At 65.5% G+C, this 14,500-nt stretch carries 14 protein-coding genes; 9 read left to right on the top strand and 5 right to left on the bottom strand.

The window, feature by feature from the left end; translation table 11 throughout:
- Positions 1-87: 87 nt before the first annotated feature.
- The 5 genes from HMPREF1136_RS02480 (at position 88) to HMPREF1136_RS02460 (ending at position 5,444) form a co-directional block, all read left to right on the top strand.
- The gene (locus HMPREF1136_RS02480; protein ID WP_009647737.1) at positions 88-1,128 is read left to right on the top strand and encodes an autoinducer 2 ABC transporter substrate-binding protein; all 1,041 of its coding nucleotides are present in this window, start codon (positions 88-90) and stop codon (positions 1,126-1,128) included.
- Between the two features lie 182 nt (positions 1,129-1,310).
- Positions 1,311-2,837: a sugar ABC transporter ATP-binding protein gene (locus HMPREF1136_RS02475; protein ID WP_009647733.1), complete on the top strand. Its 1,527-nt coding sequence runs from the start codon at positions 1,311-1,313 to the stop codon at positions 2,835-2,837.
- On the top strand, positions 2,837-3,838 hold the full coding sequence (locus HMPREF1136_RS02470; protein WP_009647738.1) for an ABC transporter permease: 1,002 nt from the start codon (positions 2,837-2,839) through the stop codon (positions 3,836-3,838). The genes HMPREF1136_RS02475 and HMPREF1136_RS02470 overlap by 1 nt, the downstream gene beginning before the upstream one ends.
- A gap of 9 nt (positions 3,839-3,847) precedes the next feature.
- On the top strand, positions 3,848-4,894 hold the full coding sequence (locus tag HMPREF1136_RS02465) for an ABC transporter permease (RefSeq protein WP_009647735.1): 1,047 nt from the start codon (positions 3,848-3,850) through the stop codon (positions 4,892-4,894).
- Positions 4,881-5,444 (top strand): RpiB/LacA/LacB family sugar-phosphate isomerase, encoded by a 564-nt coding sequence (locus tag HMPREF1136_RS02460; RefSeq protein ID WP_009647734.1) that lies wholly within the window; start codon positions 4,881-4,883, stop codon positions 5,442-5,444. The genes HMPREF1136_RS02465 and HMPREF1136_RS02460 overlap by 14 nt, the downstream gene beginning before the upstream one ends.
- Before the next feature lie 92 nt (positions 5,445-5,536).
- Here the strand turns inward: HMPREF1136_RS02460 and HMPREF1136_RS11005 are convergent, their stop codons facing one another.
- The 5 genes from HMPREF1136_RS11005 to HMPREF1136_RS02445 form a co-directional block, all read right to left on the bottom strand.
- The gene (locus HMPREF1136_RS11005) at positions 5,537-5,686 is read right to left on the bottom strand and encodes a hypothetical protein (protein ID WP_009647740.1); all 150 of its coding nucleotides are present in this window, start codon (positions 5,684-5,686) and stop codon (positions 5,537-5,539) included.
- Positions 5,683-5,811: a hypothetical protein gene (locus HMPREF1136_RS11355; protein WP_009647742.1), complete on the bottom strand. Its 129-nt coding sequence runs from the start codon at positions 5,809-5,811 to the stop codon at positions 5,683-5,685. Before HMPREF1136_RS11355 ends, HMPREF1136_RS11005 begins: the two co-directional genes overlap by 4 nt.
- Before the next feature lie 65 nt (positions 5,812-5,876).
- Positions 5,877-6,530 (bottom strand): hypothetical protein, encoded by a 654-nt coding sequence (locus tag HMPREF1136_RS10530; protein WP_232204160.1) that lies wholly within the window; start codon positions 6,528-6,530, stop codon positions 5,877-5,879.
- 407 nt (positions 6,531-6,937) lie between these two features.
- Entirely contained in the window at positions 6,938-7,846 is a 909-nt protein-coding gene (locus HMPREF1136_RS02450; RefSeq protein ID WP_009647730.1) for an SDR family oxidoreductase, read from the bottom strand.
- A gap of 382 nt (positions 7,847-8,228) precedes the next feature.
- On the bottom strand, positions 8,229-9,833 hold the full coding sequence (locus HMPREF1136_RS02445) for an MFS transporter (RefSeq protein ID WP_009647739.1): 1,605 nt from the start codon (positions 9,831-9,833) through the stop codon (positions 8,229-8,231).
- A gap of 152 nt (positions 9,834-9,985) precedes the next feature.
- On the opposite strand from HMPREF1136_RS02445, the gene HMPREF1136_RS02440 reads away from it, so the two are divergent.
- The 4 genes from HMPREF1136_RS02440 to HMPREF1136_RS02425 all read left to right on the top strand — a co-directional run bounded on the left by HMPREF1136_RS02440 (position 9,986) and on the right by HMPREF1136_RS02425 (position 14,251).
- Positions 9,986-10,528 carry a DUF4956 domain-containing protein gene (locus tag HMPREF1136_RS02440; RefSeq protein ID WP_009647729.1) on the top strand — a complete coding sequence of 181 codons (543 nt, stop codon included), beginning with the start codon at positions 9,986-9,988 and terminating at the stop codon, positions 10,526-10,528.
- 90 nt (positions 10,529-10,618) lie between these two features.
- Positions 10,619-11,440, top strand: a complete 822-nt coding sequence (locus HMPREF1136_RS02435) for a polyphosphate polymerase domain-containing protein (RefSeq protein ID WP_009647741.1) — start codon at positions 10,619-10,621, stop codon at positions 11,438-11,440.
- A gap of 97 nt (positions 11,441-11,537) precedes the next feature.
- The gene (locus HMPREF1136_RS02430) at positions 11,538-13,490 is read left to right on the top strand and encodes a carbohydrate-binding domain-containing protein (RefSeq protein WP_009647736.1); all 1,953 of its coding nucleotides are present in this window, start codon (positions 11,538-11,540) and stop codon (positions 13,488-13,490) included.
- Positions 13,491-13,795: 305 nt separating this feature from the next.
- Positions 13,796-14,251: a RidA family protein gene (locus HMPREF1136_RS02425; protein ID WP_003791248.1), complete on the top strand. Its 456-nt coding sequence runs from the start codon at positions 13,796-13,798 to the stop codon at positions 14,249-14,251.
- Positions 14,252-14,500: the final 249 nt, after the last annotated feature.

The following is a 14,500-nucleotide window of genomic DNA, read 5'->3' as shown; positions in this document are numbered from 1 at the left end:
CGCACCACCGCGGCGGCACCCCGCACAGCCGCCGCGCGCACAACCACAACCTCAACACCGACGTTGACCACACCCAGAGGAGTCACGATGAAGTCCAGGCTCGCAGCAACAGCAATCGTCACCATATCGGCAAGTGCCCTCGCACTCGGCGCTTGCACGACGGACGGGGGCACCACGGCCCCGGGCGGCAAGGCCGCTGGAGACGGCAACTACACGATTGCCGTCGTCCCCAAGGACGCCACCAACCCGTGGTTTGTCCGTATGGAAACGGGCGTCAACAAGTACGCCTCGGACACGGGCATGAACGTCTTCCAGAAGGGTCCCGCTGAAACCGACGCCACCATGCAGGCCCAGGTCATCCAGGACCTCATCGCCCAAGGCGTCGACGCGATCTGCGTGGTCCCCGTCGACCCCGGTGCTATTGAACCCGTCCTCAAGCAGGCCATGGACGCCGGCATCGTCGTCGTCACCCACGAGGGTGCCTCGCAGGAAAACACGATGTACGACATCGAAGCCTTCAACAACACGGCATACGGCGCGTTCATTATGGATAACCTTGCCGAGGCCATGGGGGAGAAAGGCGTCTATACGACGATGGTCGGTCACGTCACGAACGCTTCCCACAACGAGTGGGCGGACGGTGCCGTGGCCCACCAGAAGGAGAAATACCCGAACATGACGCTGCTCGAGGCCGAGCCTCGCGTCGAATCCCAGGACAACGGTGAGACCGCCTACCAGACCGCCAAGGAAGTCCTCAAGAAGTACCCCGAAGTCAAGGGCATCCTCGGCACCTCCTCCTTCGACGCGCCCGGCACCGCCCGTGCTATCGACGAGCTGGGCCTGAAGGGCAAGGTCTTCACCGCCGGCACCGGCATGCCCGCTGCGAACGCCCAGATCCTCAAGGACGGCTCCGTCTCCACCCTGACCCTGTGGGATCCCGCGAACGCCGGCTACGCCATGGCCTCTCTGGCCACGAAGATCCTCAACGGTGAGACCATCGAAGACGGCGTGAACCTAGGCGTCGAAGGCTACGAGAGCATGCACTTCTCGTCCGGCTCCACCAAGGTCCTCGAGGGCACCGGCTGGCTCAAGATCACGAAGGACAACGTCGACTCCCTCGGCTTCTGATCCGCAATCAGGCGACGACCACCGAGGCTCCACGGCCTCGTCCCTCGCTCCATTGACGAGGCCGTGGCTGGGCCACTCCCGCGCGTGCACGGACGCTCGCGCATCCTTGTTCCTCCTGCGCGCGACGCCCGCGCGCGTGGGGGTGGCCTTTGGGCGGTGGCATGCGTCGGAAAGGACACCACATGGACACCCCAGTGCTGGCGGTACGACACGTCAGCAAATCCTTCGCGGGTGTGCGAGCCCTGGTCGACATTGACCTGGAGATCGCGCCCGGAGAAATCCACTGCCTGGCCGGGGAAAACGGGTCGGGTAAGTCCACGCTCATCAAGGTCATTTCGGGCGTGCACACCCCCGAACACGGGACGGTCTCGATTGACGGCCGTGACTTCACGCGCCTGACGCCGGCGGCCGCCATCGACGCGGGCGTGCGCGTTATCTACCAGGATTTCTCGATTTTCCCGAACCTCTCCGTCATGGAGAACATTGCGCTCGGCAGCGAAGTGGCCGCCGGGCGTCGCCTGGTGAACCGTTCCCGCATGCGTGAGGTCGCGCGCGAGGCCGTGGCGAAGATCGGCTTCGACGTGGACCTCGATGAGCTGGTCGGCAACCTGTCCGTGGCCGACAAACAGCTCGTCGCCATCAGCCGCGCCCTCATGGGCGATGCGAAGCTCATCATCATGGACGAGCCGACGACCGCCCTCACGAAGAAGGAAGTCGCCGCCCTCTTCGATATCGTCCGTGACCTGCAATCGCGCGGCATCGCGATCCTCTTTGTGTCCCACAAGCTCGAAGAAGTCTTCGAGATCGCGCAGCGCTTCACTATCCTGCGCAGCGGTCACAAGGTCATCACCTGCCCGAAGGAGGAGCTCGACCGCGCGAGTTTCGCCCGCTACATGACGGGGCGCGACTTCGCGGAGGAGCGCTACCGGCCGGGCACCATTGACGAGGCCCCGGTCCTCCAGGTGGAGGGGGCGACGGTGAGCGGTGCCTTCGCCGACGCGTCCCTGAGCGTGAGGCCCGGCGAAATCCTGGGCATCACCGGCCTGCTGGGATCGGGCCGTACCGAGCTGGCCCTCTCCCTCTTTGGGATGCTGCCCCTTGACTCTGGTCGCATCCGCGTCAAGGGACAGGACGTCACGCTGCGCGGCGTGCGCGACGCAATCGAGGCCGGCATCGCCTACGTGCCCGAAGACCGCCTGACCGAAGGCCTGTTCCTATCCCGCTCAATCGGCGAAAACATCACCATCTCCGAGATGGAGAACTTCACCAAGGCCCTCGGCTTCATCGACAAGAAAGCCATTCGTGCCGAAGAACAGAAATGGGTGACGCGCCTCGAAGTCGTCACCCCCGACCCCGCCAACGCCGTCAACACCCTGTCGGGCGGCAACCAGCAAAAAGTCGTCCTGGCCAAATGGCTGGCCACCAAACCCTCCGTCCTCATCCTCAACGGCCCCACCGTCGGCGTCGACATCGGCTCCAAGTTCACGATCCACTCGATCCTGCGCGAACTCGCCTCACAAGGCATGGCCGTCATCATCATCTCCGACGACATCGCCGAAGTACTCACCAACTGCTCGACGATCGCCATCATGCGCGCCGGACGCCTCAGCGAACCCATGAGACCCGACACCCTCACCGAGGTTGAGCTGACCCGTCTCCTGTCCGAGGAACGCGCCCAGGCCTCGTCCACCGAAGGGGGAGAGAACTAATGCCCCGACTCATCACGAAAGTCCTCCACGCCAACGAATTCTGGGTCTTCCTGGTCATCGCAGCGCTGAGCCTGGTCATCCAGGCGCGCTCCGGGCAGTTCTTCACGGCCAACAACCTGGTCGACCTGGCCGGCGCGATGGTCGTCCCCGGCCTCTTCGCCGTCGCCGCGCACCTCGTCCTCGTCTCCGGCGGCATCGACGTGTCCTTCCCGGCGCTGGCCTCCCTGGCGGTCTACGTGACCACGAGGGTCCTGGTCGATAACGGGTGGAACGGCCCGGTCATTGTGCCCTTCCTGATCGCCGCCGGCCTCGGCGCGCTCCTGGGTGCCTTCAACGGCCTCTTCACCTCCAGGCTCACCGTGCCGACACTGATCATCACCCTGGGCACGGCCAACGTCTTCAACGGCGTCATGCAAGGCGCACTCAAATCCGTGCAGATCAACACGATCCCCGCCTCCATGCGCTCCTTCGGGTCGTCCTCCCTATTCGTCGCCCGCAACGAAAGCTCCGGCCTGCAATCATCCATGCCCGTGTCCTTCCTGATCCTCGTCGCGGTCGTCGCTGTGGCCTTCGTCGTCACCCGCTACACCATGTTCGGACGATCCCTCTACGCCATCGGCGGCGACGAAAGCGCAGCCGCGCGCGTCGGATTCAAAGTACGTGCCACCAAGTTCTGGCTCTACGTCATCGTCGGCATCATCGCCGCCCTCGCCGGCATGGTCCGCACCTGCGCCATGGGACAGATGCACCCCACCAACCTGCTCGGCATGGAAATGATGGTCATCGCCGCCGTCGTCCTGGGCGGCACCGCCATCACCGGCGGCAAAGGCTCCCTCACCGGCGTCATGCTCGGCACACTCCTCATCGTCATCGTCCAAAACTCCATGATCCTCATGGGCATCAAGACGTTCTGGCAGGGCTTCGCCCTGGGCCTGCTCATCATCGTGGGAACCGGTGTCTCCGCGCTCCAGGTCATGCGCGGCCGCCGCAACGCAGCATAGGAGGACCACATGTCAACGCTACTCGCCTCCCCGCGCCTCGCTTTCCTCAAAAAAGACAGCTACATGGCGCGCCTCGTCATCGTCTTCCTGCTCCTGCTCATCTTCTTCGCCGCCGTGCGCCCCGGCCCCTTCTTCGCCGTACGCACCTGGCAATCCATGGCCGTCCAATTCCCCGAATTCGGCCTCATGAGCCTGGGCGTCATGTTCACCATGTTCACCGCCGGCATCGACCTGTCCGTCGTCGCCATCGCCAACGTCACCGGCATCTGCGCCGCCCTCACCCTGCGCGCCACACTCACAGGACCAGCCACGGCCTCGTCCATGGGAATGGCCGTCCTCATCGCGCTCGGCGTCGCCCTGGTCGTCGGCGTCGTATGCGGCCTCATCAACGGCATCCTCGTCGCGATCCTCAAGATCCCACCAATCCTCGCCACCCTCGGCACCCTCGAACTCTTCGGCGGCGTCGCCCTGGTCCTCACCGAAGGCAAACCCGTCTCCGGCCTGCCCCCAGCGTTCAGCACCGTGTTCACCGCGAAGGTGGTAGGCCTCGTGCCAATCCCCCTCGTTGTGTTCCTCGTGTGCGCGGCCGTCGCCGGTTTCATCGTCGCGTGCACCAGCTTCGGACGCACCATCCTCATGCTCGGCACGAACGACACCGCGGCGCGCTTCTCCGGCCTGAAAGTCAACAGCCTCCTGATCCGCACCTACGTGCTCTCCGGCGTCATGGCGGCCATGGCGGGTGTCGTCATGCTCGCGAATTACAACTCCGCGAAGGCCGACTACGGCACCTCCTACACGCTGCTCACCGTCCTCATCGTCGTCCTCGGCGGCGTCAACCCCAACGGCGGCTCCGGGCGACTGAGCGGCGTCCTCCTGTCCATCCTCATGCTCCAGGTCCTCTCCTCGGGCCTGAACATGTTCCCCAACATCTCCAACTTCTACCGGCCCCTCATCTGGGGTGGCGTGCTCCTGCTCGTCATCTGCATGAACGAGGGCCTCTTCTCCTTCCCCTCCCTGCGCAAACTCTTGAAAGGACGCTCCCATGCTGACAGTTAAAGACAAGCACGTCGTCGTCGGTGCCGACTTTGCCGGGCACCCCCTCAAAGAAGCCGTCAAAGCCCACCTTGAGGAGCGCGGGTGGACCGTCACCGACCTGACGCCCGACGCCGAGAGCGCCCCCATGTACCACCGCGTCGGCTTCGCGCTCGGCGCGCAGATCGCCGAAGGAAAGTTCGAACGCGCCCTCGCGTTCTGCGGCACCGGCATGGGCATCCACATCGCCGCCTCCAAGTGCCCCCACGTGCACGCCGCCGTCTGCGAGTCCGTGCCCGCCGCGCGTCGCTGCGCCGCCGCCAACAACGCGAACCTGCTCGCCATGGGTGCCTTCTACGTCGCCCCGCGCACCGCGATGGCCATGGCGGACGCGTTCCTCGAGTCCTCCCTCGGGTCTGGGTACGAGGCCTGGGACGGCTTCTACGAGTACCACCGCATCGGGTACGACGAGTGCGAGAACTTCGACTACGAGGCCTACAAGGCCAACGGCTTCGAGGTCGTCGACCCGGGCAGCGCCGTTCTGGCGGAGCAGCCGAAGGGGCTGGCGTACTGAGGTTGTGATGCTGCTGTAGATGGGTGGGGGCTCCCGTTTGGGAGCCCCCACCTTTACGTTGGCGTGCGATATCGGAATGCTGAGGCCTCGTCCTACCAGTCACTCAAGCCCAGGTAGTACAGCGGGTGGGTGAGAATTGCGATGATTTGCTCGCGGTATTCGAGGGGTAGCATCGGGAAGATGGCGATCACGGCCAGGACCGCGACGATCAGCGTCACGAGGATGCGTTTCTTGGTGCTCATGCGCGACTCCTGTGCGAGTTTGTGAGCGCTGCGCGGGCCTCGGCGAGAATCTCGTTGACGAGGTCGACGCCTTCCGGTGTGGCCAGGAGTGGACGGTCCTCGGGGTGATCGTTGAAGTGTCGCATGAGGGCGTTGAGGCCGGTGAAGGGGATGCCGAGGTGCCGGGAGCAGATGATCGAAGAGTCAGGGGCTATCTTCTCGCCGAGCAGATAGAGGTCGGATCCGATGATGCAATCGATGTAGACGCCGTCCCCCCATGCGAAGGAAACCTCGGTTTGCCAGCCTGGACTATCACAGGATAAGGGGGTGGGAAATGCAGGTAAATGCCCTTGGGTGTCAGGGTAATTGTCTGTCTGTCGCGCAGTGCGATGGAGAGGTCCCCCAGCGGTTGATGAGTGCCTTCGACGTATGCCCACAACCCGACGAAGAATGCGCAGATGGCTGCGTGCAGAGGATACCCGGTGATCAAGCCGACGATGAATGTTCCAGCGGCGAGGAGCCATTGCGCAAGTCCGGTGATGATGCGTGCAATGTTCTCATGGTTTCCCCTGATGACGATGCTGTCCTTAACGTAGCGGGGACGGCGGTGAATGAAGGGGCGCACGCTCGCTTCAGCCAGCTGAGGCAATGATGCGGCAAGGAACAGGGGATACCAAGCGAAGAGCAGTTCGAGACGTGGGAGAGGGTATCGGAAATGGACCAGGTACGCGCCGATGCCGAGAATGGCGTTAACGCTGATGGCGAGGGCTAGCCATATCCATTCACGACGTGCTCGTTGGTCCGCGGAAAGGGGTGAGTATTGATCTTCGTGAGGGGTATTCGACGTTGAATCGGCGGTCATCATTGCTTTCTTGGTCGTGCCTCAAGATCGATATTTCGATAAGAGCCCAGCCTTGGTCGTCACCCATTCCGTCAAGCAGTCGGTCAAGAGATGTGTATGCCAAAAGTACCGTCGTTTGATCGAACATGTGGGCAAGTGAAAAACCGAGCTCTCCATCGGCTCGCTCATCGACCGGCACATACAGGACTGGAGGCACGATCTCTGGATGCGTATTGATAGACATGTGTTCCATGACATGACGCTAGCAGGCGTGTGATCGGGGACGCAAGTATGGGTGAAGGGGTGAGCAGGCATGAGTGTGTGAGGGGACCGCGCATCGTCTTGTGGGGTGGCGCTCACATGATGCAACCCCGGCCTCGTCCCTGAAAAAAGAAGCGAGGCCGGGACCCAGTCAGCCACAACCGCGGCAGTCAGCGACCCGACGCGAGCGCCGCCCGGGCGACCTCCTCGAAGGTGAGCGGGTCGCGGCCCGTCACGTCGCGCACGGTCGTGGAGACGACGTCCATCTCGCCGCGCGCGATCGACGTGTAGGTCGACACCCACGAGTCGTACTGCCACTGGGCGGCCGGCCACTTCTTGCGGGACTCGTACGCCTCCTCGATGGTTTCGCGCACGTAGGTGACGGGGCGACCCCACACGCGGGTGAGGATCTGCGTGATCTCGTCGAGGGTCAAGGCCTCGGGACCCGTCACGTCAAGGGTCTGATTCTCGAAGCTTCCCGGGTCGGCGAGGACCTCGGCGGCCACGCGCCCCGCGTCCTCGCGCGCGACCACGCCGACTCGCCCGTCGCCTGCGGGCCCGAGGATGCGGCCCTCTTCGTCGGGCAGCGCCACGAAAAAGTCCGCGTAGAAGTTATCGCGCAAGAACGTGTACGTCATGCCGGACGCCTTGATGCGCTCCTCCGTGTGGAAGTGTGTGCGCGCCAGCGTGAACGTTGCATCGGGAGCCGCGTTCATAAACGACAAGTACACGATGTGGCGCACCCCGGAAGCCGCCGCTGCGTCGACGAACGCGATGTGCTTGTCCAGGCGGTCCTCGCTCTCGGGTGCGGACACCATGAAGAGGACGTCAACGCCCGTAAGGGCCTCGCGCGAGGCCGGGGTGTCCTCATACGAGCACTGGACGGTGCGCGCGCCCGGCAGCTTGGGCGCGCGCGACGGCGTGTTCGCGAGCAGGCGTAGGGGTAGGCCGCGCTCGGATAGGAGTCGGGCGACCACACCGCCGACGTTTCCGGATGCGCCGGTGATCGCGAGGGGCGGGAGGAACGAGGCCTGGGCTGGCTCGTTCGTGCGGGCTGTGGGAGCGGGAGCGTCAGTCATGTGACCAGTGTGCTACCGGCGTTGTGGCGTGTGTGTACGCCACGCGAGGTTTGGGCTGTGGGCGTACCGGAGGTTGCCGCCGACGCGGGGCCTGCAGGGCCTGGCCGGGCTTCGAGATCGACCACTCCGAGCCGAAGGCTCGCGTGTGGCGATCTCGCGGGCGGGCAGGCTCCGCGTCGGCGGGAAAACGGGTCTCGTCGGCCGGTAAAGCAGGCCCCGCGTCCGTAGGAACGCGGGGAGGCCCTTGACCAGCTCGCACGCCAGCTCCGTGAGGGCCCCGCGTCCGAAGGGACGCGGGGTGGCCACTGAGTTGATGGCCGACTTGATGCTGGAGGCCCCGCGTCCGAAGGGACGCGGGGCCTGGCACGCAGCAGGGAAGCGGCTACACCCCGTAGCGCCTCGAGAAGTTGTGCTCGAACTGCTCCAGGGAGACGCCCCGCGTCTCGGGCACGATAAACAGGTAGAAGCACAGGGCTACGACGTTGATGACACCGAAGGTCAGGTAGGTCCACGTGGCACCCAGATGGCCGATCATGATGGGGAACAGCCATGTGACGACCGCGTTCATCATCCAGCCGCAGCCCACGGCAAAGCCCTGGGCAACGCCGCGGATGCGGGCGGGGAAGATCTCGGAGACCAACACCCAGTTGACGGTGCCGGACTGCTTGGCGAAGACGAACAGGGACACGAGGACGAGGACCAGCCACGGCAGATAAGAAGGAATCTCGGGCGAAATGCTCCCGTCGGCCAGCGTGTAGGGACCGATGCCAAGTCCGAAGATGAGGGCGAGGGCGAACAGGGACAGGGTGACGCCCGTTTCCTGGTAGATGCCGACGTGGCGGCGAGCAAGCTTCGACACGAGGTATAGGCCAAATCCCGCGCCGATGCACGCGACGGCTCCCGTAATGACGTTCAGGGTGATGGAGTCGGCGGAGCTGAAACCGGCGGCCGCCAGGATCTTGGGCAGGTAGTACATGGCGGTGTTGATGCCGGTCAGCTGGTCGAAACACGCCAGGCCGATACCGATAAACAGGAGCCGCCTGGTCCACGCGACCGACGCGGTGCGCCGCAGTGTCCAGTGCCCCTGGCTGGCTTCGGCGGCGTGCAGGGCCACAATCTCGCTGATCTCGGCGGCGACGTCGTCGCGCTGGGGGTCGCGAATCCGCTTGAGGGCACCCACGGCCTCGTAATACCGAGCTTTCGACGCGTACCAGCGTCCCGACTCGGGCATGAGGCGCATGCCGACCCACAGGAGCACCGCGGGGATCGTGGCGAGCACGAGCATCCACCGCCACGCCGAGCCGTCACCCTCGGAGACGACGGCGGTCGCGACGCGGGAGGCCTCGTCCCACGAGTACCACTGGCCGGGCGTGAGCGTGCCCGACGGGTCGGCGCTCACGAGGACGCGCGGGCCGCCGTGCGCGTGGGAGAGCGCCGCGTTCATCGAGTAGGCGAGGAGCTGGCCGAACACGATCATGAACTGGTCGAGCGCCACCAGGGCACCGCGCATGCGCGTGGGTGCCGACTCGGACAGGTAGATCGGCACGGTCGCCGACGCGCCGCCGACCGCCAGGCCGAGCACGAAACGGAACAGGTACAGCACCCAGACGTTCGGCGCGAACGTGCACCCGAGCGTGCCGACGATGAACACGAGGGCGAGGAGGAGAATGTTGTGCCGTCGCCCGTTGCGGTCCGACAGCCGCCCGGCGGCAATCGCGCCGATCGCTGCGCCGATGGCGAGGACGCCGCCGACGAGGCCCTCCTCGATTTCGTTGATCCCGAGTCCGCCGGCCGTGTGCGGCATATACATGTACGGCAGTGCGCCCGCGATGACGCCCGTGTCGTAGCCGAAGAGGAGGGATCCGAAGGTCGCGATGGCGGCCAGGAGTTTCACAGAACGCGCCGGCCCCGAGGCCGGGGTTTCCTCCGTGAGTGTGCGCAGTTCTTGGTCAGTGGGGGCACCGATGGCCCCAGGTCGGGTGCTCATAGGTTACATTGTGCGCCAGCGCACGCCGCGGTGCGCGGGTGAGTTTAATATTCAGGATTTTCCCAGGAAAGTCATAAGGCACAAATGAGGTGTTCATAGGTTTTTCATAGGGTTGCGTGGGGAAATAGGGGCATCGACAAAAGGAGACACCAATGACCGCCCTGATCCTGATTGCCATTGACCTGGTCGCCATGGCCGCCCTCGTGTTCGGCCTCTACTTCCCACGGCACCGCCGCGCCGACCTGGTCGCAGCCTTCCTTGGTGTGAATGTCGGCGTCCTCGCCGTCACGATCATTCTCGCGAACTCGACCGTGAGCGCGGGCCTCGGCCTCGGCCTCTTCGGTGTTCTCTCAATCATCCGACTGCGGTCCGACCAGATCTCGCAGACGGAAATCGCCTACTACTTCGCGTCGCTGGCTCTCGGCCTGTTGACGGGCATGTCCTCGGCGGTGACCCCGCTGCTGGGTGGCCTCATTGCCCTGATCCTCGTGGCCCTCGCTTTCGGTGACTCGAAGCTGATTTTCGGCCGCTACACCTCGCAGACTGTGCAGCTGGACCGCGCGATCGCCGACCCGGCGGAGCTGAAGGCAGCCCTCGAGCAGCGCCTCGGTGCGTCCGTCGCCTCGGTCAACGTCGTCAAGCTCGACCTCGTGAACGACCTGACTCTCGTGGACGTTCGCTCGAAGGTCGCCTGACACACCGCCCTGTCACCCGAGCCCGCCCTCACAGCACCCTTGGCCACGGCCTCGACACTCCGCAGACCACCTCTACTAAGGACACGACTGATGAACGCCACCCTGAACTCGCTCCTCGCCGACCTTGATGTGATCGGACTCGATGAACTGAATGAGCGCGCGGCGATGCTGACCCGAGTGGACCGCAAGTACGCGCTGGACGCAGCCACGGCCTCGGCGATTCTGAGCCGGCTCTCCGAGGACGTGTTGGTCCTCCAAATCGCCGGTCAGGTGTCCCAGGGCTACGCGTCCACCTACTACGACACCCCCGACATGGATTCGTACCTGCTGACCGCGCTCAAGCGCCGTCGCCGCTTCAAGGTCCGCGCCCGCACCTACCTGTCCACCGGCACCTCCTTCCTCGAGGTGAAGACCCGGGGACCGCGCGGACTGACCGTCAAGAAGCGTATGTCGATTCAGCCGCACGAGGCCGGGGCTCCTCTCGCGGGTGAGCGCCGTTCGTGGGTCACGAGCAAGGTTGAGAAGACGGGGTATGGCCACCTGGTTCCTGCGCTCGAGCCTGTGCTCGCCGGAACCTATGAGCGCAACACCCTGCTCCTGCCCGGCGGCGCGGGCCGCGCGACGGTGGACACGAAGCTGACGTGGCGCTCGCTGCGCACGGACGGCACCGAGGTCGCACGCCCCGACCTGGTCATCATCGAAACGAAATCGGGAGCGACCCCGTCCATCGTCGACCACCTCCTGTGGGAGGGTGGCGTGCGACCCGTCAAGATCTCCAAGTACGGGACCGCGATGGCCGCCATGCATGACCTGCCCGCGAACAAGTGGCACCGCACGCTGCGCCGCTACTTTCCCGAATACGTCGAGGCCCCTGAACTCACCCGCGAGGAGTCCCTCGCGATGGCCGCCTGAACGACCTCATACCGGCGCGCGAGTCATCGATAGCACACGACACGCAAGCGCTGAGCATAAGAAATACAAGCGTTAATCGCATGAAAGAGACATAGTAATGAAAGCCCTTCAGAAAATTTGGACCCCCGCCCGGACGATCGGCGCGATCGCCCTCGTCGGAACGCTGGCGCTGGGTGCCTGCAGCTCCTCGGGCGCGGCCTCCTCTGGTTCCACCGCGACGAGCGCGACCGCGGCCGTCGCGGCCGCCGGAACCAACGGTGACACGACCGCGCCGCCCACTGCGGCCGACGCCCTGGCCTCGAACGCGAAGGCCTCCCACGTGAAGGACAGTGACTGGAAGGCCTCGGACGCCGTCGACGTGACGCTCAGCGGCACGACCGCGACCTCCTCGTCCGACGCCGTGAGCGTGAGCGACGGCGTGCTGACCATCTCCAAGGCGGGCGTCTACAAGCTCAGTGGCTCCTTCACCGGCAAGGTCGTCGTGGCAGCCGGATCCGAGGACCGGGTCGTCCTGATCCTCGACAACGCGACCATCACCTCGTCCACGGGCGCCGCGGTCGAGGCGACCAGCGGCGACGACCTCGTCCTGTCCCTCGAAGGTGCCTCGACGGTCACCGACGGGACCTACACCGGCACTGAGGATGCGAACGCCGCGATCTACGCCGACATGGACCTGACGATCACCGGCTCGGGCACTCTCAACGTGACCTCCGGCACCTCTGACGCGATCACCTCCAAGGACGACCTGTACGTCCTGAGCGGCACGATCAACGCGACCGCCTCGGACGACGGCCTGCGCGGCAAGGACTCCCTGACTGTTGCTGGCGGAACCGTCACCGTGAACGCCGGCGGCGACGCCCTCAAGTCCGACCAGGACAACGACGACACCAAGGGCTACGTGTCGATTATCGATGGAACCGTCACCCTGACCTCGGGCGGCGACGGCATCGACGCGTACACGGACGCGATCGTCACCGGCGGCACCCTGTCGATCACTTCGGGCGGCGGCGCCTCGACCGGCAAGCCCTCCACGGGCTCGGCCAAGGGCATCAAGGCTCAGACCTACATCATTGTCGATGGCGGCACGACCACCATCGACGCCGGGGATGACGCCATCCACTCCAATGGCGCGCTGCGCCTCAGCTCTGGCACGATCAGTGCCGCCTCGGGCGACGATGGCGTGCACACCGAGGTCGCGGCCGTCCTGGACGGCGCGAACGTGACCGTCACACAGTCGAACGAAGCCCTCGAGGGCGGCCTCATCACGATCTCCGACGGCACGGTCGACCTGACCTCAAGCGACGACGGCATCAATGCCTCGGGCTCAATCACGGTCGAGGCCGGCCTGGCCGCCGTCACCGAGTCCAGCTCCGATTCGACCAGCACCGACACAACCACGGCTACCGACCCGATGGCCCCCGGCGGCATGGGCCCCGGAGGTCCGGGCGGCGGCATGGCTGACGGCGGCGGCTCGATGGAGGACACGGGCGAGCAGATCACCATCACCGGTGGAACCGTGACCGTCAACGCAAATGGCGACGGCCTCGACTCCAACGGCTCGCTGACCATCAGTGGCGGTACGACGACCGTCTACGGCCCGGCCTCCGGCGCGAACGGTGCCCTGGACAGCAACGGTGCCATGAGCATCACGGGCGGCACAGTCATCGCTTTCGCGACCAATGAGATGGTGGAGACGCCGACCACGACCGACGGCCAGGGCTGGTTTTCCGCATCCGCGACCGGGTCTGCCGGATCCACGGTGACGATCACCGACTCGTCCGGCAAGACACTGGGCGCCTACACCTCGCTCAAGGCCTTCGGCAACGTCATCTACTCGACCTCCGGCATGACCAACGGCTCCACCTACACGGTGAACGTCGATGGAACCGCCACTGAGGCGACCGCCGGTGAGGGCGGCGGCATGGGCGCCGGCATGGGACCCGGAGGCCCGGGTGGACAGCCCCCGGCGGGCGGTCCGGGTGAGGGTGGCCAGCCTCCGGCCGGTGGCCCGGGTGAAGGTGGCCAGCCCCCGGCTGCACCCCAGAACTGACGGCCATCTCTGATCGGCAGCCAGCCCCGACGGGCGGTTGGAACTAGAAGCCAGTCGGCCCGGGTGTAGGGCCGATCCCGACAGTCGGAGCGGCCGCAGAGTCAGTGCGAACTGACGTCTCCAGGAAACTGTGCCCCGTGCGCTCGTGAGCATGCGGGGCACAGTCGCAGGTGCCGAGGAGACGGGCGAGGCCGGCACCGGGATCTCACGCCAGCACCCTCGCTCACCACCCCCGGGAAGAGCGCAACTAAACTGGGACCAACGGACGAGGCCCCGGCCTCGTCAATCAGAACGAAAGGACCCCCATGCTCCCCTCCGAGAAGCTCGCCGAGCTTGGCCTCGAACTGCCCGCCGTCGCTACGCCCGTCGCCGCGTACGTGCCGGCCGTCATCGACCGCGGCGTCGTGCGCACCTCCGGCCAGATCCCCGTCGTGAACGGTGAGCCCGTGTGCATCGGCGCGGTCGGCGAGGACGGCGCAGATCCCGAGGATGCCAAGGATGCAGCGCGCGTGTGCGCCCTTAACGCCCTGGCAGCGGCCGCCTCCGTCGCGGGCGGCATCGACAACCTCGCGGGCGTTGTCAAGGTCGTTGGCTTCGTGTCCTCGCGTCCCGACTTCTATGGGCAGGCCGGTGTCATCAACGGCGCGTCCGAGCTGTTCGGCGAGATCTTCGGCAGCCAGCACGCGCGCAGCGCCGTCGGAGTCGCCGCGCTGCCCCTCAACGTCAGCGTCGAGGTCGAAGCCGAGTTCCTCATTAAGTGAACGCGCGTGCTTGGCTGAGGCGCGCCTACACTGGATAAGGTTCACTGAAGTGGCCCTGCGGGCCGAAGGATAAGGAAAAGATATGACTGATCGTCAGATGTTCAAGCTGGTCGACGCCAACACCGTCTCCTCCGAGGGTGGTAGCTGCGGGTGTGGATGCGGCGGCGAAGGTAAGAAGGAGCGCGCCGAGCAGGCCGCTGCCGCCCAGCAGGTCCCCGCCAAGCAGGGCGGCTGCGGATGCGGCGGACA

Origin of the sequence: Actinomyces sp. ICM47 (genome assembly GCF_000278725.1) — a bacterium.
Taxonomy (GTDB): domain Bacteria; phylum Actinomycetota; class Actinomycetes; order Actinomycetales; family Actinomycetaceae; genus Pauljensenia.
The sequence above is the reverse complement of the archived record's forward strand: the minus strand, read 5'-3'. Positions and strand labels throughout refer to the sequence as shown.